Here is a 21,835-nt window from a genome sequence, read left to right on the forward strand (position 1 = left end):
ATTTTGTATTCACAACTGCTCAAATGTGGGAGCGAGCCTGCTCGCGATGGCGGTATTACTGGGCCAACGCGATATCCACCAACCGATACAACTCCTCAACCGCCAACGGCGCGGTGGCAAAGAGGATGCGAAACACCGTCGGCGCGACCACCACATTGATCAGTCGCTCGACCCCGGGGTTTGGCTCGTCAGGATAGCGATCCAGGATGGTCTGCAACTGGCCGCTGATGATTCCCACGCAATAGCCCGGCGTGGCGCAGGCCTGGATGTCGCGCATCATGTTGCGACCGGGCTCGGAGCTCATTTCGTCCAGGTACTGTTCGGCCCAGGCGCGAAGATCCCCGCGCAGGCTGCCGGTGTCCAGCGGTGCGCAGTCCGGGCGCATGCGGGCAATCGCGACGTCGCCCAGCAATGCCGGCAGGTCGCCCCAGCGCCGGTAAATGGTGGACGGGGTTACGCCTGCGCGGGCCGCGATTTGCGGCACGGTCAGGGTGGCGCGGTCCTGCTCCTGGAGCAGGCTGCGAACCGCCGAATGAATCGACTCTTGTACCCGGGCGCTTCTGCCGCCGGGACGTAAACCTTCTTTAATAGCCATGGATCGGACCTTAACACAAAGAATTTGCTTTAAGCGCGCGTCGATAGCACACTCCGCAAAAGCAAAAAATTAGCTTTTGTGGATTGCCTTGTGGAGTGTGCCCATGTCCCGTCCAGCTTCGACTCGTGCCAGTTTGATATTCCTGGCGATCACCCTGCTCGGTTTCCTCGCAGCGTCCAGTGCGCCAACCCCGCTGTATCACCTCTACCAGGAACAGATGCAATTTTCCCCTGGGGTCCTGACGCTGATTTTCGGTGTGTACGCGTTCAGTCTGTTAGCGGCTTTGCTGACCGTAGGTTCGTTGTCGGATTATCTGGGACGCAAACCGGTGATTTTCGTAGCGCTGTTGCTCAACATGCTGGCAATGCTGCTGTTTATCAACGCCGACAGTATCGCCTGGTTGATCGGTGCACGGTTGATTCAGGGCTTCGCTACGGGCATGGCCACCAGTGTGCTTGGCGCTGCCTTGCTGGACTTCGATCGTCGGCAAGGTCCGCTGATCACCAGCGTCGCGCCCTTGCTGGGCATGGCTTGCGGAGCATTTGGCTGTGGCATGTTGGCCGAGTTCGCGCCGTTGCCCCTGCAACTGACGTACTGGATTCTGCTGGGATTGTTCCTGATCCAGGCCATTTACCTCTGGTTTCTGGCCGAGAGCGTCAGCCCGCAACCGGGTGCCTGGCGATCTTTGCGCCCCACCTTGCATGTGCCGATCCAGGCACGGCGCGCCTTGTGGCTGATACTGCCCTTGAACCTGGTGGCCTGGGCGGTGGGCGGCTTCTACTTGTCACTGGCGCCGTCATTGGTGCGGGTCGCAACCGGAACCACCTCCAATTTGATTGGCGGCGCGCTGGTGGCGGTGCTGACGCTCACCGGAGCGTTGAGTATCTACACGCTGCGCAACCAGGTGGCCGACAAAATGCTGCGCCTGGCCGCCAGCCTGTTGATGGTCGGTCTGGCGCTGGTATTGCTCGCAGTGCACGCTGCTAGCTTGCCATTGTTCTTCGTCGGCACGCTGGTCACTGGCAGCGGTTTCGGCGCGGGCTTTCTGGGAGCATTGCGCAGCATCATGCCGTTGGCCTTGCCCCATGAGCGGGCCGGGTTGATGTCGGCGTTTTATGTCCTCAGTTACCTGGCGTTCAGCCTGCCGTCACTGTTGGCGGGGAGCCTGACCCGTGTGTACGGGCTGATCCCGACCACCGATGGCTATGGGGCGGTGTTGATTGTGCTGTTGATCGTTGCCTTGCTGGGGCTGTCGCGTCAGGCGCGAACAGCGCCTGGTTTGGGTTAACATTGGCGCCTATGTGTTTTCTTTGGGGCGATCTGAGTTGAACATCATCCGCAGTAAATCCTTCACTGGCGATCGCGCCTGGGCGGCGTTGGATATCGCCAACATGAACGGCATTACCACGCGCCTGCACTGGACCGATCAGCCCTACAAATGGCACATCAATGAAGGTCAGGAAGTCTTCGTGGTGCTCGATGGGCAAGTGCAGATGTGCTATCGGGAAGACGGTATCGAAAAGGATACCTTGCTGAGCGCGGGGGATATTTTCTATGCATCGGTGGGCACCGAACATCTGGCCAAGCCATTGGGAGAAGCGCGAATTCTGGTGATCGAGACCGAGGGCAGCGTCTGATCGATATTTGCATAATCGATAATATATAGAGAAATTACCCGTTATATAGATATTCGATTTGAATCTAGCATGGCTCTATCTCGTCCCAGAGCAGGAGTTCGCCATGCCATGCTGTGCTGCAACCAACCGTTTGCGCCCACTCAGTCATTTGCCCAGGCCATTGGAAGCCATTCGCCAGTTCACGCCTAACTGGTTTGCTGTCGTCATGGGCACCGGCGTATTGGCCCTGGCCCTGGCGCAATGGCCGGGGGATGTCCCAGGCCTGCACCTCCTGGCCGAAGGGTTATGGTTGTTCAATGTCCTGTTGTTCATGTTGTTCACGGGGCTGTACACCGCCCGTTGGGTGCTGTTCTTCGACGAGGCCCGGCGGATTTTCGGTCATTCAACGGTTTCGATGTTCTTCGGCACCATCCCCATGGGGCTGGCGACCCTCATCAATGGCTTGTTGGTATTCGGTTTGCCACGGTGGGGCGAGGGCGTGGTGCCGCTGGCGGAAACGTTGTGGTGGATCGACGTGGCGATGTCCTTGGCCTGCGGCGTGCTGATTCCGTTTTTGATGTTCACCCGCCAGGAACACCGGATCGATCAGATGACCGCCGTGTGGCTATTGCCCGTGGTGGCCGCTGAAGTCGCCGCCGCCAGTGGCGGGTTGTTGGCACCGCACTTGGCAGACGCTCATTCGCAACTGGTGATGCTGGTCACCAGCTACATCCTCTGGGCATTTTCCCTACCCGTAGCGTTCAGCATCCTGACGATTCTGCTGCTGCGCATGGCCCTGCACAAACTACCCCACGAAAACATGGCCGCCTCGAGCTGGCTGGCCCTCGGCCCGATCGGGACCGGTGCTCTGGGCATGTTGTTGCTGGGAGGCGATGCGCCGCTGATTTTTGCCGCCAATGGCTTGCCGGGCTTAGGTGAAGTCGCCGCCGGCGTGGGCGTGGTGGCCGGTATCACCCTGTGGGGCTTCGGGTTCTGGTGGATGCTGATGGCGCTGCTGATCACCGCACGCTATTTGCGCACTGGCATCCCGTTCAACCTCGGGTGGTGGGGCTTTACCTTCCCCTTGGGCGTGTATGCGCTGGCAACGCTGAAGCTGGCGAGCTTGCTGAGCCTGGGTTTTTTTACTGTGTTCGGTTGTGTGCTGGTGGCGATGCTGGCGGTGATGTGGCTGATCGTCGGCCGCCGCACGGTGCTCGGCGCCTGGCACGGTGAGCTGTTCGTGTCGCCATGCATTGCGGGGCTGGCGAAATAATCGTTAAAGACAGGTAATGTGTGGCCTGGATCGAAAAACCTCATTCCAATAAGCGACCACGCCACTCAGGAACATGGAAGATGAGTCACCCCTCGCAGTTCACCTTGCTCCGCACGCGGCGTTTCCTGCCGTTTTTCATCACACAGTCCCTTGGCGCGTTCAACGACAACGTGTTCAAGCAGTCGTTGATCCTGGCGATTCTCTATCGGCTGACCATCGAGGGCGACCGCTCGATCTGGGTCAATCTGTGTGCGCTGCTGTTTATCTTGCCGTTCTTCTTGTTCTCGGCACTGGCAGGGCAGTTCGGGGAAAAATTCGCCAAGGATGCGTTGATTCGTCTGATCAAATTCGGCGAAATCGCCATCATGGCGATCGGCGCGGTGGGTTTCCTGTTCGATCACTTGTGGTTGATGCTGGCGGCGCTGTTCGCCATGGGTACCCAGTCGGCGCTGTTCGGGCCGGTGAAATATTCGATCCTGCCGCAAGCGCTGCGCGAGGACGAACTGGTCGGCGGCAATGGCCTGGTGGAGATGGGCACATTCCTGGCGATCCTCTTGGGCACTATCGGCGCTGGGATCATGATGTCCTCGGCGCATTACGCGCCGGTCGTGGCAACGTCGATTATCGTTATCGCCGTAGCCGGTTACCTGGCGAGTCGCGGCATTCCGCGGGCGGCGGCAGCTTCACCGCAGATGCGCCTGAACTGGAACATTTTCAGCCAGTCCTGGGCCACGCTTAAACTGGGCCTGGGACAAACCCCTGCGGTGTCCCGCTCCATTGTCGGCAACTCGTGGTTCTGGTTTGTCGGGGCGATTTATCTGACCCAGATCCCGGCCTACGCCAAGGACTGGATGCACGGTGATGAAACCGTGGTGACCTTGATCCTGACGGTGTTCTCGGTGGGGATCGCCGTGGGTTCGATGCTGTGCGAGAAGCTGTCCGGGCGTAAAGTCGAGATCGGCCTGGTTCCCTTCGGCTCGTTCGGCCTGACCGTATTCGGGCTGCTGTTGTGGTGGCATTCCGGCGGAATTCCTGGCATTGCCGAGGGCTACGGCTGGCTCGAAGTGCTCGGTTTCGGCCACGCCTGGCTGGTGCTGATCGACATCCTCGGGCTCGGTGTCTTTGGTGGTTTCTACATCGTGCCGCTGTACGCACTGATCCAGTCGCGCACCGCCGAGAATGAGCGGGCGCGGGTCATCGCCGCCAACAACATTCTCAACGCGCTGTTCATGGTGGTCTCGGCGATTGTCTCCATTGTCCTGCTGGGCCTGCTGGAACTGTCGATTCCCCAGCTGTTCCTGGTGGTGTCACTGCTGAACATTGGCGTGAACACCTACATCTTCAAAATCGTCCCTGAGTTCAGCATGCGTTTCATGATCTGGCTGCTGAGCCATTCCATGTACCGCGTGGAACATCGCAACCTGGATGCGATTCCCGATGAAGGCGCCGCGCTGCTGGTCTGCAATCACGTGTCCTTCGTCGACGCGTTGCTGATCGGTGGCGCGGTGCGTCGGCCGATTCGCTTCGTGATGTACTACAAGATCTACAACCTGCCAGTGCTCAATTTCATCTTTCGCACCGCCGGGACGATTCCGATTGCCGGGCGCCAGGAAGACATTCATATCTACGAAAGCGCCTTTACGCGCATCGCTCAATACCTGCAGAACGGCGAGTTGGTGTGTATCTTCCCCGAAGGAAAATTGACGGCCGATGGTGAGATCAATGAGTTCAAGGGCGGACTGACGCGCATTCTTCAGGAAACCCCCGTGCCGGTGATTCCCCTGGCGTTGCAGGGATTGTGGGGCAGTTTCTTCAGTCGTGACCCGAACAAGGGGCTGTTTCGCCGGTTGTGGTCGCGGGTGACGTTGGTGGCGGGGCCGGCGGTCGCCGTTGAGGTGGCGGAACCGGCGAAGTTGCAGGCGTTGGTGGGGGAGTTGCGCGGGGCTGTCAGATAACGAGAGACGCCTTGTGAAAGTAGGTATGTGAGAGCAAAGCTTGCTCGCGATAGCGTCCTTGAGACCGCCTCCCGGGCAAGCCTTGCTCCCACAGGTCCAGCCCTACAAGCCTCTGTGTCTACAGAGATTGTTCCTGCAGGTGAGTTCAGGCGCTGGCCTTAAGTCCGATCAACCCGGCAACGATCAACGCCACACTGGCTAGCCGAACCAGCGCCATGGATTCACCAAACAGAATGATTCCGGCAATCACCGTGCCCACGGCACCGACACCGGTCCAGATGGCATAGGCCGTGCCCAGGGGCAACTCCTTCATCGCAAGGCCCAGCAGGCCAAGGCTGATAGCCATGGCCGCAACGGTCAATACGGTAGGGAGCGGGCGGCTGAAACCGTCGGTGTACTTCAGGCCGACAGCCCAACCGACTTCGAACAGGCCGGCAAAAAACAGAATGATCCAGGACATCACACACCTCCATCGATGGATGGGGTCGTCCCCGGATTTAGGTCGATCGAGTGGCGGGGTCGTCCCCGCGATGGGCATATAGATTGCCCATTATTGACCACTCGATCAAGTCTGTCTTTCAGTCCGCCGCTTGGCGGGCGAGCAGTTCACGGTCCTGCTTTTCGCTCATACGGCGGAAATACGTCGAGAGCAGCGCCCCGGAAATATTGTGCCAGACGCTGAACAGCGCGCTGGGCACCGCCGCCAGCGGCGAGAAATGCGCACTGGCCAGGGCTGCGCCCAAACCGGAGTTTTGCATGCCCACCTCCAGCGACAAGGTCTTGCGCTGGGCCAGTGGCAACCCGAACAGGCGAGCGGTGAAGTAACCCAACAGGTAACCGAAGCTGTTATGCAGCATCACGATCGCCATGATCAGCAGGCCGGACTCGGCGATCTTCGCCTGACTGGCCGCCACTACCGCCGCCACAATGATCACGATGCTCACTACCGAGATCAGCGGCAGCACTTCCACCGCGTGACGAACCCGCTCTCCCAGCAGGCGTTGAGCAACGATGCCCAGCACGATAGGCAGCAGTACGATCTGCAAAATCGACCAGAAAAGCGCCGAGAACGACACCGGCAACCAGGCGGAAGCCAGCAGCCAGATCAGCGCCGGGGTCAGCAAAGGCGCGAGCAGGGTGGTGATGGCCGAAAGCGACACGGCCAAAGCCAGGTCGCCGCGGGCCAACCAGGTCATGACATTGGAGGAGGTGCCGCTCGGACAGCAACCCACCAGAATCACCCCGACGGCAATCTCCGGTGGCAGGCTGAATACTTGGCAGAGCAGCCACGCCACGCCGGGCATGATGACAAATTGTGCAATCACCCCCAGGACCACCCGCCCTGGATGACGGCCCACTTCGGCAAAGTCCTCCAGCTTGAGCGCCAGGCCCATGCCGAACATCACCAGCCCCAGCAAGGGGACGATGGCGACTTTCAGGTCGACGAACCATTGCGGTAGCAAGAATGCCAGCACGGCAAAAAACAGCACCCAGTAAGCGAAGGTATTGCCGACAAAACGACTCAATGCAGCCAGTGCGCGCATGACCTGATCCTTATTATTAAGTAGCACCACAAAAACACTGTGGGAGCGAGCCTGCTCGCGATAGCGGAGTATCAGGCAACCTGTCGGTAACTGTCACTCTGCCATCGCGAGCAGGATCGCTCCCACAAGGGTAATCATTGGGCTGTCAGATCCCCTGAGGCATCTCTTCACCACCCAACGCTTCTACCAGCGCCGGCAGGAACTCGCCAAACGTCAACATCATCAGCGTGAAGCTGGCGTCCAGTTGGCCGAGGGCCTCGTCGCCGCCGTCCTGTTCCGCCTGATCCTGCAGCAAGTCTTCGAATTTCAGGCGCTTGACCACCATTTTGTCGTCGAGCACGAAAGACAGCTTGTCCTGCCAGGCCAGCGACAGTTGGGTCACCACCTTGCCGGTGTTCAAGTGCAACTGGATTTCGTCGCTGGTCAGGTCCTGACGCTTGCAACGCACAATGCCGCCATCTTCGTGAGTGTCGCGCAGCTCGCATTCATCCAGCACGAAGAAATCGTCGGCGGCTTTCTGGGTCTTGACCCAGTCGGTCATGATGGCGGTGGGTGCGGTTTTCACGGTCAGTGGGCGCACCGGCAGCGAGCCGAGGACTTCGCGCAGGGTGGAGAGCAGGTCTTCGGCGCGTTTCGGGCTGGCGGAGTTGACCAGGATCAGACCCTGTTTCGGTGCGATGGCAGCGAAGGTGGACGAGCGACGAATGAACGCGCGAGGCAGAAACGCCTGGATGATTTCATCCTTGAGCTGGTCCCGTTCCTTTTTATAGACCTTGCGCATTTGTTCGGCTTCGATCTCTTCGACCTTTTCTTTCAGGGCATCGCGTACGACGCTGCCTGGCAGGATGCGTTCCTCCTTGCGTGCGGCGATCAGCAGGAAATCCTGGCTGATGTGCACCAGAGGTGCGTCTTCGCCTTTACCGAACGGCGCGACGAAACCGTAAGTGGTCAACTCCTGGCTTGCACATGGACGCGCCAGTTTGCTGGCCAGTGCAGTTTCCAACGCCTCGGCATCAAAAGGCAGATCTTGGGTCAGGCGATAGATAAGCAGGTTTTTGAACCACATGGGGTGAGTCTCTCCTTTATACAAAGGGGGGCATTATTCTCTTCGCGGCGCCATAGGCCAACCCTTCGCTAAGCCTTTGGAAGGCCTGAAAAATTAAATTAAAAAGTGCTTGCCAGCTTTGAGGACGCTCCGTAGAATGCGCGCCACACCGAAAGCGAAGGGTGATTAGCTCAGCTGGGAGAGCGTCTGCCTTACAAGCAGAATGTCGGCGGTTCGATCCCGTCATCACCCACCATTCGCTCCAAAGTGTTACGCGCAGCGGTAGTTCAGTCGGTTAGAATACCGGCCTGTCACGCCGGGGGTCGCGGGTTCGAGTCCCGTCCGCTGCGCCATATTCGGTAATCTGGAACACTGAACGCCAGATCACCACAGAAAGCCCGCTAACGCGGGCTTTTTGCTGTTTGCAGTTCCTGCGGTGCACGTTAATCACATTTTTTGCTGAATAGTTAATTAAATCAGCACGTTACGAAAATTTGTGAGAGAATGCGCCCCGCATCGAAAGTGAAGGGTGATTAGCTCAGCTGGGAGAGCGTCTGCCTTACAAGCAGAATGTCGGCGGTTCGATCCCGTCATCACCCACCAAGCTTTCAATGTTACGCGCAGCGGTAGTTCAGTCGGTTAGAATACCGGCCTGTCACGCCGGGGGTCGCGGGTTCGAGTCCCGTCCGCTGCGCCATATTCGCTTCCACTTAGGCCCACTGAACGCCTGGAAGCTACCGAATAAGCGGCCTTTGGCCGCTTTTTTCGTTTATGGCGTTTCATCGCAATCCATCAGCAGCCCAGCAAACGGCACGGCCGTGACATAGCAGGTGCTGCCCCTCGGCGGATATGAGCATCAAATGGGTATGTGGGTCGTCGACAAGACCTGGCGCAACCCCATGAACGAGCGGATCTGCCGAACACCGGGCAGGTAAAGCAACTGTTCGGCATGCAGTCGATTGAAGCTGTGGCTGTCCTTGGTTCGCAGCAACATGAAATAGTCGAATTCTCCCGTCACCACATGGCATTCCATACAGCCGGATACCTTTTGTGCGGCCGCCTCGAAATCTGCAAAGGATTGCGGTGTGGAGCGGTCCAGTACCACGCCGATCAACACCACCATTCCCGCGTCCAGCGCCTCACTGTCCAGCAATGCGACGATGCCCTTGATCAGGCCGGCCTGCTTGAGCCGTTCGACGCGCCTGAGGCAAGCCGGCGCGCTCAGTTTCACCTTCTCTGCAAGCGCCACATTGGAGATGGAGGCATCGCGCTGCAGGGTCTTGAGAATCGCTCGGTCGGTTCGATCAAGCGGTTGCGGCGCCGCAGCTGTTTCTTCAGGCTTCTTGTGATTATTTGTTGCGCTCATCTCTCTTCCCGAACAACTAAAGTAAGTTCTGTAATTGTTTGCGTAAATAATAGTTCTTTAAGTACCTTAAACTTGCAACACATATTTTTCATATTCTTCTTAATATTGAACTCATCGAAGCCCCCCTGAAATAGCCTGGAAGGCAGCCTTTGTCTTTCGGCCTGGTGCTTGGATATTCAATACACAAGGAGCAGAGTCATGAACCTGAATCGTTTCGAACGTTATCCGCTGACCTTTGGTCCCTCTCCCATCACCCCCTTGAAGCGTCTCAGCGAACATTTGGGCGGCAAGGTGCAGTTGTATGCCAAGCGTGAAGACTGCAACAGTGGCCTGGCTTTCGGCGGGAACAAAACCCGCAAGCTTGAATACCTGATTCCCGAAGCGCTTGAGCAAGGCTGCGATACCCTGGTTTCCATCGGCGGAATCCAGTCGAACCAGACCCGCCAGGTAGCCGCCGTCGCTGCTCACCTGGGTATGAAGTGCGTACTGGTGCAGGAAAACTGGGTGAACTACTCCGATGCGGTGTATGACCGGGTAGGCAATATCGAGATGTCCCGGATCATGGGCGCAGAGGTACGTCTGGACGCCGCCGGGTTTGACATCGGCATTCGTCCCAGCTGGGAGAAGGCCATGAGCGACGTGGTCGAGCGAGGTGGCAAGCCATTCCCGATCCCGGCGGGGTGTTCCGAGCATCCCTACGGCGGCCTCGGGTTCGTGGGTTTCGCCGAAGAGGTACGGCAGCAGGAAAAAGAACTGGGCTTCAAGTTTGATTACATTGTGGTCTGTTCGGTGACCGGTAGTACCCAGGCCGGCATGGTGGTCGGTTTCGCTGCCGACGGCCGCTCGAAGAACGTCATCGGTATCGACGCCTCGGCCAAACCGGAGCAGACCAAGGCACAGATTCTGCGCATTGCCCGGCACACCGCTGAGCTGGTGGAGCTGGGTCGGGAGATCACTGAAGAGGACGTGGTCCTCGATACGCGCTTCGCCTACCCGGAATATGGCTTGCCCAACGACGGCACGCTGGAAGCTATCCGACTGTGCGCGAGCCTTGAGGGCGTACTGACAGACCCGGTGTATGAAGGTAAATCCATGCACGGGATGATTGATATGGTGCGTCGTGGTGAGTTCCCTGAAGGCTCGAAAGTGCTTTATGCGCATTTGGGCGGGGTTCCCGCGCTGAACGCCTATAGCTTCCTGTTCCGCAACGGATGATTGCGCTTCAAGTCCGTCAAGCGTTAGCGCTAGCGGTGAGTAAGCTGTGGCGGGGAGCAAGCTCCCTTGCCACAGGTTCAATGTTGCACTTGCTGAGCAGCGCGGGACCCGGCCCCATCAGGCGCTATAGCGCTCTTGCAAGACACTTTTTGCCAGGTCCCTGGCCACCGACAAGATCTTCTCCACCTGCTTATCCATCGCGGCATCGGTTAACTCGACCTTACCCAGTTTAACGAAGCGCAATGTGTGGCCGCAGACAGATCCCAGCCAAGTCAGGCTGGGCAATGGGCTGACTTCGACATCAAGCAGGTAGCAGCCTTTCGATACTGAGCGCAGCAACTGGCTGGCATGACACAGGCTGGATGAATTCGATTCCGATGCCTCAGACCCGGCTCTGAGCCAGTCGAGCATGAACTCATGCGACTGCTTGACGACCAGATAGGCCACCTGGTCCCAGTCCTTGATCGCCACCTGCAACGTGTCGATGAAGTATTCGGGCAGTTCGGCACTGGTGACAATAACGACACCCACATCCGTTAATGGCGCTTTTATCCAGACTGCGGATTGCGAAATCGTATGCATGAAAGTACTCCCGGTGATGGGTAGAGGCTCATTGCCTCAACGGTTCTCGCCGACGGCCAGAATGGTTGCCGCCAAGGCCTGGGCGCGTGGAACCAGCGTGTCCAGTTCCAGGTATTCACGATCGGTGTGGACTTTGCCACCCACCGGCCCGAGGCCACACAGGGTTGGAATGCCCAAGCTGGCGGTGAACCCGGAATCGGCGCAGCCGCCGGTGAATTCGCCCTCGACACTGAAGCCTAGCGCCAGTGCTTGTTGTTGATAGATGTGCAGCAGTTGCTCGCTGTGCCGTGCTTCCATCGGCAGGAAGGTCGTCGCTTCCTTGAGGATGGCGCTCGTGCCGGGCAGTTCCTCTTCAGCGACGATGCCTTGGATGGCGGCGAATATCTGCTCCCAGTGTTGCGACTCGATAAACCGTACATCCAGCTTGGCCGAGGCGTTGGGCGCGACAGTGTTGCTGGAGGTGCCGCCGGCGATCAGCCCGATATTGGTGGTGATGCCTGCGGGGTAATCGGTCAGGGCATGCAGTTTGACGATCTTTCGGGCCAGCGCCTCGATGGCGCTGGCCCCGTCGGCATGGTTGACGCCGGCGTGCGCAGCGCGGCCACTGACTTCGATGACCAGTGTGGCCCCGCCTTTACGGGCGCTGACCACATTGCCGCTGGCCCGTCCCGGCTCGGTATTGAGTACGGCGCGGGCTGATTTGGCGGCGCTTTCGATATGGCTGCGGGCGCTGCCAGAGCCGATTTCTTCGTCACCGGTATAGAGCACCTGCACCGGGCAGGGCAAAGGACCGGCGCGCTTGAGTGCCTTGAGGGCGAAGCAGTTGAGCACCAACCCACCTTTCATGTCGGCTACGCCGGGGCCGTAGGCGAGGTCGCCATCGCGGCTGAAGCCACGGGTGGTGGTCGTGCCCTTGGGGAATACCGTGTCGCGATGGCCCAGCAACAGCACCGGCTTGCCAGCCTCGCCGGGTACTTGGGCAAGCAGTACGTCGCCAAAACCTTCGACCGGCATACGCTTGAGCTCGATACCGTCGGCCTCTAGTTCCGCTGCGAGCAATGCGCCCACGGCATCGACCCCCGCCTTGTCATAGCTGTTGGAATCGGTATCGACCAGACGCTGCAACAATGACTCCATGGCGGGGCGCTGGCCGGCGAGCCAGTCCAGTGCCTGTTGGTGCGTTTCGCTCATTGCGCACGCTCCCGTGCCCGATGTTCCTCGCTCAGACGTGCCGCATCGTTGCCCAGGTCCCAGAACAGCCCGGCCATGATCTGCAGACTTTCTTTGACCACCGGTGCCAGCAAGTGCTCGTTGGGCGCATGTTGTGAACAGGCCGGGTACGAATGCGGCACCCACAAGGTCGGCAGGCCGAGCACGTCGGCAAACACGTCGTTGGGCAAGGAGCCGCCAAGGTTGGGCAGCAGCGCCGGTTTCTTTCCGGTGGTTTGCGTCAACGAGTCGAGCGCCCAGTTGACCCATGGGCTTTGCGGGTCGAGCCGGGTGGCGTGCATGACATCGATGCGGCTTTGCGTGACCTCGACATTGTTGAAACCATGGGCGTCCAGGTGAGCGCGCACGGCGGGGATAAAGGTCGTGTAATCGCTGTTTACCACAAAGCGGATATGGCAGTGAGCGTTGGCCTTGCCGGGGATTGCATGCACCGGGGCGTCTGGATTGCCAGTCTTGAAGGCAATGACATCGAGGGTGTTCCAGCCAAAGACTTTCTCGCTCAGCGACAGATCCGGGTGGCCCCAGTTGGCGTCGATTTGCGGATCATCCGGCCCGCCACCGACTTCGATGTCGGCCAGCGCCTGTCGCACCGAATCCGGCAGTGCGCTGGGCTGCAAGCCCTCGACTTTTACCCGGCCATGTTCGTCGATCATGCTGGCGATGGCGTTGGCCAGGATGATGCCTGGATTGGCCAGCAGCCCGCCCCAGTTACCGGAGTGGTGTGCGCCTTCGCGCAGATTGACCGCCAGCTCGAAGTTGAACACCCCGCGTGAGCCTAGAAAAATGGTAGGCCGTGTTGCGGCCAGACGCGGGCCGTCCGAGGCGATGAAGATATCCGCCGCCAGCTCCTTGCGGTGGGCGGCACAGAACGCATTGAGGCCGGGGGAACCTTCTTCTTCGCCCATTTCCAGCAGCAGTTTGACGTTGAAGCCGAGCTTGCCTTCGCGGGCCTTGAGGGTCTGCTCCAGCGCGGTGATGTTGATCAGGTGCTGGCCTTTGTTGTCGGCGGTGCCGCGCCCGTACCAGCGATCACCTTCGACGGTGACTTGCCACGGTGACAAGCCTTCACGCCATTGCGCCGCATAGCCGCGCACCACATCACCATGACCATAGCTGAGTACGGTGGGCAGCCCCGGGTGTTCAATGCGCGTGGCGATCATGAATGGTCCGCGTTCCGCTACCGGGTTGTCGTAGATTTTTACGCTGAAACCCAGCGCCTCGACATGCGGAGTGATGAACTCGTTGAGGTAGCGATACAACTCAGGTTGGCTGTCTTGCGCCTGGCTTTCGGTGGGCAGGGCGACACTACGTTCGAGCAGGTTGAAAAAAGCACCGTTGTCGAACTGTTCGAGGGTGTTGCTGATGGCCTGGGAACGACTCATGAGTGGACAAGCTCCAGTGTTTGGGTGGGATTGTCGTGCAGGTGGCAACGTACGTTGCCGCCGATAATTGGATCGTTGGCCGGATAGGCCGTTTTGCAACGGTCCATGCAGTTCGGGCAGCGCGGGTGAAAGGTGCAGCCGGATGGCGGGGACATCGGGTTGGGGAAGGCGCCGTGCAGGCCGATGTCTGGAATGCCCAAGCGCGGATCGGGGGTCAGCACCGAATCGAGCAATGCGCGGGTATACGGATGGCCGGGTTCGGCGAACAGCGACTGGCGGGTGCGTTCTTCGACAATACGCCCCAGATACATCACGGCCACCCGGTCGGCGAGGTGCTCGATAACCGCCAGGTTGTGGCTGATCAGCAGATAGGTCAGGCCGAATTCGCGCTTGAGGTCTTGCAACAGATTGAGGATCTGCGCTTGCACTGACACGTCCAGCGCCGAAGTCGGCTCGTCGCAGATCAACACATCAGGACGCATGACCAGCGCCCTGGCAATCGCCACGCGCTGGCGCTGGCCGCCGGATAACTGGGCTGGATAGCTATCGATCATGCGCTTGGGAAGGCCGACTACATCCAGCATTTGTTCGGTTTTCTTGCGGCGCTCGGTGGCCGTGCCGATGTCGTGGACGATCAACGGCAGGGTGATGATTTCGCGCAGGGTCTTGCGGGGGTTCAGCGATGAATACGGATCCTGGAAGATCGGCTGGATACGCCGGGACATCTCCTTGCGATCTGTCGCTGCCAGATGTTTGCCATTGACCAGCACGTCGCCTTGAGTGGGCTGTAGCAGGCCGAGCAGGATCTTGGCCAGGGTGCTTTTGCCGCAACCGGACTCACCCACCAGACCGAGGGTTTCACCGCGCATCAGGCGCAGTGATACGCCATCAACCGCTTTCAGTGTGGCGGCAGGTTTGAAAAAGCCTTTGCTGATACGGAACTCGCGACGGATATCGCACAGCTCCAGAGCGATGTCTTTTTTCATGACCGGGCACTCTCTTTGATCAGTATCGGTTTCGGCCCAGAAGCCGCCAGCAGGCAGCGCGCCATATGTCCGTCCTGTTGCACTTCGGGCACGTCCCGGGCACACGCCTGGACGGTATGCTCGCAACGATTGCGAAAGGCACACCCGTGTTGTTCACCCACCAGGCTCGGCACCAGACCGGGAATCGAGCCCAGCGCTTCGCCCGGTTTGGTCCGCCCTGGAATCGGGATGCTGGCCAGCAGGCCACGGGTGTACGGATGCCGCGGGTTCTCGAAGAGTTGTCGGGCGGGAGCGCTTTCGACGATTTCCCCGGCATACATCACGGCCACCCGGTCGGCGATGCGGGCCACCAGGCCAAGGTCGTGGGTGATAAAGATCACCGCCAGCCCCAGTTCTTTCTGAATATCGCGGATCAGGCGCAGGATTTGCGCCTGAATGGTCACGTCCAGTGCGGTGGTCGGCTCGTCAGCGATGATCAGGTCGGGCTCGCACATCAACGCCATGGCGATAATCACCCGCTGGCGCAACCCCCCGGAGAGTTGATGCGGGTACTGACGCAGACGCTCGCCGGCATTGCTGATGCCGACCTTTTCCAGCATTTGCGCGGCGCGGGCCAGCGCATCCTTGCGCGACACCTTGCGGTGCCGGGTCAGCACTTCACTGAGCTGGTCGCCAATGCTGTAGGCCGGGTTCAGCGCGGTCATGGGCTCCTGGAAGATCATCGCCAGACGGTTGCCGCGCAGGTCGCACATGCTTCGCTCGCTCTGGCCGAGCAGGTCGATGCCGTCCAGTGTCAGTCGGCTGGCGGTGCGCTTGGCCTTGCGGGGCAGCAGGTCCATGAGTGCCAGCGAGGTCAGGGATTTGCCGCAGCCGGACTCTCCGACAATGCACAGCATCTCGCCGCGCTCGACCTGAAAATCCAGGCCGCGCACCGCATGCAGCATGTCATCCGCTGTCGGGTTATGGCCCATGGGAATGTCCACCCGCAGGTTTTCAACATGGAGTAGTGCCATGTCCGGTACTCCTCTATCAGTCTCAGTTGCGGCCATCGGGCAGGATCAGATCGCGCAGGCCGTCGCCGACCAGATTGATGCCCAGCACCAGAATCATCAGGGCGATGCCTGGGATGGCGATGACCCACGGGGAAAAGAACATGTAGGGTTTGCCCTCTGCGATCATCAGTCCCCAGGACGGCGTCGGCGGTTGTACGCCCACCCCGAGGAACGACAGCGCTGACTCCAGCAGGATCGCGTGGGCCATTTCCAGGGTCGCGACCACGATCAGCGCGCCAACCAGATTGGGCAGGATTTCACTGACCAGAATGCGCAGGGTCGAACAGCCCAGGGCTTGTGCCGAGGCAACATATTCGGCATCGCGAATTTGTTGCACCGAGGCCCGAACCACCACGGCGAAGCGGTCCCAGAGCAGGCAACCGAGCAGAATGATCACCACCTTCAGCGAGCCGCCCATCAACGAGGCAGAGGCCAGGGCCACCATGACCACAGGCAGCGCCAGCCGAGTGGTGATCAGGTAGCTGATAAACGCATCCACCTTGCCACCGTAGTAACCGGCCAGCAGACCCATGACGGTACCGATGACGCCGGAAATCAGCGCCGCCGCAACGCCGATAAACAGTGAAATACGGGCGCCGTAGAGCAACCGTGAGAGGTAATCGCGGCCCAGCTTGTCGGTGCCCAAGACATATTCCCAAGTGCCGTTAGCCATCCAGACCGGAGGCTTCATGCGCAACATCACGTCTTGCGCATAAGGGTCATAAGGCGCCAGCCATGGCGCGAACAGCGCACCAGCAAAAATGATCAGCAGCAACGCACTGCCGATGGCGAAGCCGCGGTGGCGAAAGCTTTTGCCAAGCACCCGGCTCAGGCTGCTTGGTGGGGGCAGGTAGTCGTTGATTGCCAGGGTAACGGGGGTACTCATGAAGGGCTCCTAGCGCACGCGAATGCGCGGGTCGAGCAGTGCGTTGAGCACATCGGCCAGCAAGGTGAGGATGATGTAGATCACCGCAATCAGCAGGACCACGGCCTGGACTACCGGGAAGTCGTCACGGGCGATGGCGTCCCAGGCGAGTTGTCCGATGCCTTGCAGGGAGAACACGGTTTCGATCACCACCGAACCGCCGAGCATGAAGCCGAACTCCACCGCTGCCAGTGCGACGACCGGAATCAATGCATTGCGCAATGCATGCTTGAACAACACCTGCGCAGGGCGCAGCCCCTTGGCGCGAGCGGTGCGGATGTAATCGCAACTGAGCACATCCAGCATGCCTGCGCGGGTCAGGCGCATGATGGCCGGCGTTGCGTAGTACCCCAAGGCAATGGCCGGCATGACGAAATGCAGCATGCTTGAGTTGCCGGAGACTGGCAGCCACTTGAGCGTCACCGCAAACACTACGATCAACATCAGCGCAAACCAGAAACTGGGCATTGCCTGACCCAGTACCGCGATGCTCAAGGCCAGTCGATCAACCCAGGTGTCGCGTTTGATCGCGGCCAGTACGCCCAGGGGAATCGCCACCAGCAAGGCGATTCCCAGCGCCATGGCACCTAATCCGAGAGTAATCGGCAAACGGCTGGCGACGAGGTTATAGACCGACTCCTGAAAGAAAAAGGAGTTACCCAGGTCCAGCCGCAGCAAACCGCCCAGCCAGTTGACGTACTGGGTGGGAAGCGGTTTGTTCAAGCCGTATTGCACACGGATCTGTTCGATCTGTTCGCTGGTGGCTTCCGGCCCGCCAATGGCCGTGGCCAGGTCGCCGGACAGATGCAACAGAGAGAAGCTGATCACCGACACGGTAATGGCGACGCAAAAAGCGATGCCCAGACGGCGTAGAAGGAACCCAAGCATGGCAAGTTTCCTCATGTTCAATGGATGACAGGTGGAGGTCGTGGCCGTGGGGGGCTGGCCCACGCGCCACGGAATCGCTCGCTCAATCCGTCCGGTTGCGGACTACTTCCAACTGGACTGAACGAAACGCGGCAGTTCATCCGGATACGGCGTGAATGCCAGTTCGGAGGTGTAGGCGTAGTTCATCGAGTAGTTGAACAGCGGGGCCCAGTACGCCTGTTCGCTGATGCGCTGCAACGCCTTGCGGTAGTTGTCCTTGCGCACTTGCGGATCGAGGGCGTTATCGGCGCTCTGCAACCAGTTTTGGACTTGCGGGTCTTTGATGTTGTCGTCCGGATTGCCCTTGAACCAGGTGCCGGCCGACGCCGAGGTGTCGAGGATCGAGAACGAGCCCCAGGCCTGGAACGACATGGGCACCTTACCGCCACGTTGCTGATCACGCAGGGCGGCGTACTTCAAGTAGCGCAGCTTGGCGTTGATGCCCACCGCGCGCAGGTTACCGATGATGGCTTCGACGTAATCACGGTCGCGATAAGCGAATATTTCAGTCTCGAAGCCATTTGGGTAACCGGCCTCGGCGAGCAGCGCGCGGGCTTTGGCCGGGTCAAAGTTGTAGACAGTGGCCGCAGAGGTATCGCAACCGAACTGGCGTGGATAACACGCAACCTGTAAGGGCTTGGCTTCGCCACCCACCAACTGCGTCGCCAGTGCCTCGCGGTTGATTGCATGGTTGATCGCTTGACGCACCTTGAGGTTTTTCATGGGCGAGTTTTCGCTGGAGGTGCCTCGAGCATCAAGAATCAGGAAACCGATGCGCATGGTTTCGGCGCTGGTCACGGTGAGGTTCGGTATACCTTTGAGGTCGATTGCCTGATCCGAGGTGACGCGCCAGATCCAGTCGACACCGCCGGTCATCAACTCGGCCAGGCGAGTTTCTGCATCCGGAATTACCCGAAACTTGAGGTGAGCGATATGTGGCTTGCCTTGTGGGCTGTCCGCAAAGTAGTCCTTGTTGATCGCCATGCTCACGCCTTCGCCGGCCACCACCGACAGGGCCTTATACGGTCCGGTGCCCACTGGCTTGCGACTGAATTCGGCCAGGCCGACCTTCTCGAAGTATTGCTTGGGGAACATCGGAACGGCGTTGGACAGGTATTCCAGCGCAGGAGGGAAAGGCTTCTTCAAATACAGGCGGACACTGTAGTCACCGGTTTTTTCGGCGCTCTTGATCCAGTCTACGTTTTGCACGGTCACGACTTTCGCTTCGGGCGACACCACGTAGTTGAGGGTGAACACCACGTCGTCGGCGGTGAAGGGGTCGCCGTTGTGAAATTTGACGCCTTTGCGCAGCTCAAGGTCGATGGTGGTGTCGTCGACCTGTTTCCAACCGGTGGCCAGCATGGGCTTGTATTCGCCGCTGGTGGGATCGCGGTAGATCAGGTTGTCCCAGATCAGCCGGCCGAGAATCACTCCTTCGCGGAGATCGTTGTGATAGGGGCTGACGTTTTCAGGTTCGCTGTCGGAAGCGTAAACCAGGGTGTCGTTGGCTTTGTCGGCATGAGCCGCAAAGCTGTTGATCAAACCCATCAGCGCGATACTGCAGGCGAAACCTTTGATGCCCATGCCGTCGTCTCCGTTGGCGAGAGTGGTTGAATCAAAGGGCAGCGAATCGCAAATGCGGTAAATGAGGAGGAGAAGCTCAGGCGATGTTTTTTTTGGTCTGGACACGAATGTAGGGAAAGGCTATCAATGCCACAAGTACAATCTTTCGATACTTTCTTTGCCAAAAAGGCAATGCTCGGAGGTTCCGATGCAGCTGTATGGCGTGCAGTCCACGGCATTGCGCTATTTCCTGGAAGTAGCCAGGTGCGGATCGGTCAGTGAAGCTTCGCTGCGGCTCAATGTTGCGGCGTCAGCGGTGAGCCGACAGATTTCCAAGCTTGAGTTGGCTCTGGATGCCAGCCTGTTTGAGCGTCGTGCCCGAGGCATGGTGCTCAGCGAGGCCGGGACGCGATTGGCGGCTTATGCGCGCAAGTCGCAACTTGAGGCTGAGCAGGTGGTGCTGGAAATTACCGAGCTGCATGGCTTGCAACGGGGGCATGTGCATGTCGCCTGCTCGGAAGGTTTTGCATTGGAGTACATGCCCAGGAGCATCAGCGCATTCAGGCGTGAGTACCAGGGCATCCATTTCACATTGGAGGTTTGCGCGCCTGCGCAAGCGACTGAAAAAGTACGTTCCGGCGAAGCCGATCTGGCGATGACCTTCAGCCTGTCACCGCAGAAGGAAATCAAGGTTGAACATGTCTTGAGCGGGGCGATTTTTGCAGTGGTTTCCAATTCCCACCCCTTGGCCGGGCGTGAAGCGGTCAGCCTCGCCGAGTTGCAACCCTGGCCCATTGCATTGCCTAAGGCCGATACCACGATACGGCAACTGTTCGACATTTGTTGTGGTGTACAGGGGTTGTTGTTCGATCCGGTACTGACCACCAATTACGTGGCCGCGCTTTACAGCTTCGTCCGCGAGGAAGGCGTCATTAGCCTGGCCAGCGAGATGACCTTGCACAAACAGGTGGCGGACAAGCAGTTGCAGTGCCTGCCAATCCTGGATGAAGGGATGCAGGCACGGCGCATCGAACTGCAAAGCATGGCTGGACGCAATTTGCCGGCGGCGGTTTCTGCGTTCAGGGATTTTCTGATCGCAGAACTGGTGAACACCAAGCACGGTTGAAGTGGCGAGGCAACGGCGCAAGGCTGTTCGCTTATCCCCGATGGGCTGCGCAGCAGCCCCAAAAAAAAGATTGAATCCCACGCCCCGTTATTTACTGCTCGGCATTGCGGCTATGACGGTAATCGCTGACCGCCTCATACACCGCTTTACGCAAACGGTTGATGCCGCCGATGGGGCGATGGGCCTCAATGCCGAACCACGGGTTGAAGGACTGGTTGTCGCAGGCCAGGTTCAGCTTGGGCGTATCGAAATCCTGGGCCGGCACGGTGATTCGCGCCACTGTCTCGAACGGTGCGTCACTTTCTCGCCATTCAATACTGGTGTCTTCGATCGGCATGAACTTGCTCGGGTCCTGGCGCTGGATCTGCAGGACAAAACACGCCGGTATCCGGTCTGTGGATAACTGTTGCGTCAGTGCACTTCGCAAGAAATTCGGCAGTGCCTGGTTTTGTGCGGGCAGGGTGTAGCTCGGGCAGTTATCCGGGTCGGGCGCTACGCGAAATTTCGCGTTGGCCTCGCCAAACTTGTAGGGCGATACCGAAAAATACGTGGTCTGGGTCGGGCTGTCAGGGGCCGGTGAAAGTGTCTCCAGGGCGATGAACAGGTGGCGGATCTGCCAGCTCCGGGGATCCAGGCTCGGAAAGAACGCCATCGCCTTTTTTCCATCGGCCTGGGCGGCTACATTCTGACGATATTCGGCGACATCGCTGACGAAGAAGTTCGGATGATTGAACATCACAAAATCCTGTTCACCTTGTGACTGTCGGTCCCCCAGCAATTGTTTGCCCGGCACGCCCAGCAGCTTGATCGCCATCCCTCGCGCATCGCGCAGGCTGTCGAACTGTGGGTAGGCGTTGCCGTTGGACAAGCGAATCGTCGCTTGCCAGACCTTCCCCGGCTCGGCAAATACACCCTGGCGCAACGGTGCTGGCAGATTGTCCGGCACCTGCACTTGCGCCATGACGCAGCCGTGGGCTTTGGCATGGGCATCGCGCAGGTAGCGCGTGCCTTCGCGGTGCTGATCGACGATACGGATGGCGGTCTGGATGATGTCCTGGGTCATGGCCGCTTCGCCGGGTGGAATCTGCTCTTTATCCGAGACCGGCCCGCTGTGTTGCCAGGCGAACCAGGCCGTGGCCAGCGCCCAGCCGAGCAGCCCGATGCCCAGCAACCACAGGAGCGTCTTGCCCAAAAAGGCGCCGAGGCGCAGCCAGAGCGTAATCAGCATGGGTCAATCCTTTTGCCTGAGGGGTTCATCATCACAGTTGCGACTCCAGCGGCCCGCCCAGTACCTTGAGGTACTCCAGCAACGCCCAGCGTTCCTGTGGCAGCAGCAGCCGACCGATCACGCCATTCCCCCGCTCACCAGCGCGAAACTCATGACCACTGTTGTGGTTGCCGGTGATCCGGGTGTCGAACAAAAAGCCATTCGTGAAGGCTTCTGTGCGATAGC

20 protein-coding genes, 4 tRNA genes and 1 pseudogene are annotated in these 21,835 nt (G+C 59.3%); 10 read left to right on the plus strand and 15 right to left on the minus strand.

From position 1 onward, the window contains the following. Window positions 1-55: 55 nt before the first annotated feature. Complete coding sequence (locus PSEUDOMOFG3G_RS05165) at window positions 56-595, minus strand: TetR/AcrR family transcriptional regulator (protein WP_076383769.1); 540 nt, start codon at window positions 593-595, stop codon at window positions 56-58. Between the two features lie 103 nt (window positions 596-698). Here PSEUDOMOFG3G_RS05165 and PSEUDOMOFG3G_RS05170 point away from each other — a divergent pair, with 103 nt between their 5' ends. The 4 genes from PSEUDOMOFG3G_RS05170 (at window position 699) to PSEUDOMOFG3G_RS05185 (ending at window position 5,439) form a co-directional block, all read left to right on the plus strand. Next, complete coding sequence (locus PSEUDOMOFG3G_RS05170; protein ID WP_139049379.1) at window positions 699-1,883, plus strand: MFS transporter; 1,185 nt, start codon at window positions 699-701, stop codon at window positions 1,881-1,883. A 37-nt stretch (window positions 1,884-1,920) separates the two neighbouring features. Then, window positions 1,921-2,232 carry a cupin domain-containing protein gene (locus PSEUDOMOFG3G_RS05175; RefSeq protein WP_171061328.1) on the plus strand — a complete coding sequence of 104 codons (312 nt, stop codon included), beginning with the start codon at window positions 1,921-1,923 and terminating at the stop codon, window positions 2,230-2,232. 103 nt (window positions 2,233-2,335) lie between these two features. Continuing rightward, window positions 2,336-3,484 carry a TDT family transporter gene (locus tag PSEUDOMOFG3G_RS05180; RefSeq protein ID WP_139049380.1) on the plus strand — a complete coding sequence of 383 codons (1,149 nt, stop codon included), beginning with the start codon at window positions 2,336-2,338 and terminating at the stop codon, window positions 3,482-3,484. An 80-nt stretch (window positions 3,485-3,564) separates the two neighbouring features. Beyond that, the gene (locus tag PSEUDOMOFG3G_RS05185) at window positions 3,565-5,439 is read left to right on the plus strand and encodes an MFS transporter (protein WP_139049381.1); all 1,875 of its coding nucleotides are present in this window, start codon (window positions 3,565-3,567) and stop codon (window positions 5,437-5,439) included. 145 nt (window positions 5,440-5,584) lie between these two features. Here the strand turns inward: PSEUDOMOFG3G_RS05185 and sugE are convergent, their stop codons facing one another. The 3 genes from sugE to rdgC all read right to left on the minus strand — a co-directional run bounded on the left by sugE (window position 5,585) and on the right by rdgC (window position 8,049). Further along, window positions 5,585-5,899 carry a quaternary ammonium compound efflux SMR transporter SugE gene (gene sugE, locus PSEUDOMOFG3G_RS05190; protein ID WP_047228696.1) on the minus strand — a complete coding sequence of 105 codons (315 nt, stop codon included), beginning with the start codon at window positions 5,897-5,899 and terminating at the stop codon, window positions 5,585-5,587. 118 nt (window positions 5,900-6,017) lie between these two features. Then, window positions 6,018-6,983, minus strand: a complete 966-nt coding sequence (locus PSEUDOMOFG3G_RS05195; protein WP_107321747.1) for a bile acid:sodium symporter family protein — start codon at window positions 6,981-6,983, stop codon at window positions 6,018-6,020. A 145-nt stretch (window positions 6,984-7,128) separates the two neighbouring features. Next, window positions 7,129-8,049: a recombination-associated protein RdgC gene (rdgC, locus tag PSEUDOMOFG3G_RS05200; protein WP_047228694.1), complete on the minus strand. Its 921-nt coding sequence runs from the start codon at window positions 8,047-8,049 to the stop codon at window positions 7,129-7,131. 159 nt (window positions 8,050-8,208) lie between these two features. Between rdgC and PSEUDOMOFG3G_RS05205 the strand changes: the two genes are divergently transcribed. The 4 genes from PSEUDOMOFG3G_RS05205 (at window position 8,209) to PSEUDOMOFG3G_RS05220 (ending at window position 8,725) form a co-directional block, all read left to right on the plus strand. Next, a tRNA-Val gene (locus PSEUDOMOFG3G_RS05205) sits at window positions 8,209-8,284 on the plus strand. A gap of 20 nt (window positions 8,285-8,304) precedes the next feature. Beyond that, window positions 8,305-8,381: transfer RNA gene (locus tag PSEUDOMOFG3G_RS05210), tRNA-Asp, on the plus strand. Between the two features lie 174 nt (window positions 8,382-8,555). Beyond that, window positions 8,556-8,631, plus strand: a tRNA-Val gene (locus tag PSEUDOMOFG3G_RS05215). Between the two features lie 17 nt (window positions 8,632-8,648). Continuing rightward, window positions 8,649-8,725: transfer RNA gene (locus PSEUDOMOFG3G_RS05220), tRNA-Asp, on the plus strand. Between the two features lie 159 nt (window positions 8,726-8,884). Here PSEUDOMOFG3G_RS05220 and PSEUDOMOFG3G_RS05225 read toward each other — a convergent pair. Further along, complete coding sequence (locus PSEUDOMOFG3G_RS05225) at window positions 8,885-9,394, minus strand: Lrp/AsnC family transcriptional regulator (RefSeq protein WP_047230462.1); 510 nt, start codon at window positions 9,392-9,394, stop codon at window positions 8,885-8,887. Between the two features lie 198 nt (window positions 9,395-9,592). Between PSEUDOMOFG3G_RS05225 and PSEUDOMOFG3G_RS05230 the strand changes: the two genes are divergently transcribed. Continuing rightward, window positions 9,593-10,609 carry a 1-aminocyclopropane-1-carboxylate deaminase gene (locus tag PSEUDOMOFG3G_RS05230; protein WP_047230463.1) on the plus strand — a complete coding sequence of 339 codons (1,017 nt, stop codon included), beginning with the start codon at window positions 9,593-9,595 and terminating at the stop codon, window positions 10,607-10,609. A gap of 117 nt (window positions 10,610-10,726) precedes the next feature. Here PSEUDOMOFG3G_RS05230 and PSEUDOMOFG3G_RS05235 read toward each other — a convergent pair whose 3' ends face one another. From PSEUDOMOFG3G_RS05235 to PSEUDOMOFG3G_RS05270, 8 genes are all read right to left on the minus strand, one after another. Then, window positions 10,727-11,191 (minus strand): transketolase, encoded by a 465-nt coding sequence (locus PSEUDOMOFG3G_RS05235; protein ID WP_139049382.1) that lies wholly within the window; start codon window positions 11,189-11,191, stop codon window positions 10,727-10,729. 36 nt (window positions 11,192-11,227) lie between these two features. Next, window positions 11,228-12,382, minus strand: a complete 1,155-nt coding sequence (locus tag PSEUDOMOFG3G_RS05240; protein ID WP_139049383.1) for a M20 family metallopeptidase — start codon at window positions 12,380-12,382, stop codon at window positions 11,228-11,230. Beyond that, a complete protein-coding gene (locus PSEUDOMOFG3G_RS05245) occupies window positions 12,379-13,803 on the minus strand; it encodes a M20 family metallopeptidase (RefSeq protein ID WP_139049384.1) in 1,425 nt (474 codons plus the stop codon). Before PSEUDOMOFG3G_RS05245 ends, PSEUDOMOFG3G_RS05240 begins: the two co-directional genes overlap by 4 nt. Then, window positions 13,800-14,789 carry an ABC transporter ATP-binding protein gene (locus PSEUDOMOFG3G_RS05250; RefSeq protein ID WP_139049385.1) on the minus strand — a complete coding sequence of 330 codons (990 nt, stop codon included), beginning with the start codon at window positions 14,787-14,789 and terminating at the stop codon, window positions 13,800-13,802. The genes PSEUDOMOFG3G_RS05245 and PSEUDOMOFG3G_RS05250 overlap by 4 nt, the downstream gene beginning before the upstream one ends. Continuing rightward, window positions 14,786-15,802, minus strand: coding sequence for an ABC transporter ATP-binding protein (locus PSEUDOMOFG3G_RS05255; protein WP_047230468.1), 1,017 nt, complete (start codon window positions 15,800-15,802; stop codon window positions 14,786-14,788). The genes PSEUDOMOFG3G_RS05250 and PSEUDOMOFG3G_RS05255 overlap by 4 nt, the downstream gene beginning before the upstream one ends. 22 nt (window positions 15,803-15,824) lie before the next feature. After that, entirely contained in the window at window positions 15,825-16,727 is a 903-nt protein-coding gene (locus PSEUDOMOFG3G_RS05260) for an ABC transporter permease (protein WP_047230469.1), read from the minus strand. Between the two features lie 9 nt (window positions 16,728-16,736). Next, window positions 16,737-17,654 (minus strand): ABC transporter permease, encoded by a 918-nt coding sequence (locus tag PSEUDOMOFG3G_RS05265; protein WP_047230470.1) that lies wholly within the window; start codon window positions 17,652-17,654, stop codon window positions 16,737-16,739. A 102-nt stretch (window positions 17,655-17,756) separates the two neighbouring features. Next, on the minus strand, window positions 17,757-19,277 hold the full coding sequence (locus tag PSEUDOMOFG3G_RS05270) for an ABC transporter substrate-binding protein (protein ID WP_047230471.1): 1,521 nt from the start codon (window positions 19,275-19,277) through the stop codon (window positions 17,757-17,759). A gap of 187 nt (window positions 19,278-19,464) precedes the next feature. Between PSEUDOMOFG3G_RS05270 and PSEUDOMOFG3G_RS05275 the strand changes: the two genes are divergently transcribed. After that, complete coding sequence (locus PSEUDOMOFG3G_RS05275) at window positions 19,465-20,382, plus strand: LysR substrate-binding domain-containing protein (protein WP_139049386.1); 918 nt, start codon at window positions 19,465-19,467, stop codon at window positions 20,380-20,382. A 91-nt stretch (window positions 20,383-20,473) separates the two neighbouring features. On the opposite strand, the gene PSEUDOMOFG3G_RS05280 is transcribed toward PSEUDOMOFG3G_RS05275, so the two are convergent. Beyond that, complete coding sequence (locus tag PSEUDOMOFG3G_RS05280; RefSeq protein ID WP_047230473.1) at window positions 20,474-21,610, minus strand: catalase family protein; 1,137 nt, start codon at window positions 21,608-21,610, stop codon at window positions 20,474-20,476. Between the two features lie 31 nt (window positions 21,611-21,641). Next, window positions 21,642-21,835: pseudogene (locus PSEUDOMOFG3G_RS05285) on the minus strand (hypothetical protein); the annotation flags it as partial.

It is taken from the genome of Pseudomonas sp. FG-3G (assembly GCF_901007645.1).
Classification (GTDB): Bacteria; Pseudomonadota; Gammaproteobacteria; order Pseudomonadales; family Pseudomonadaceae; genus Aquipseudomonas; species Aquipseudomonas rhizophila.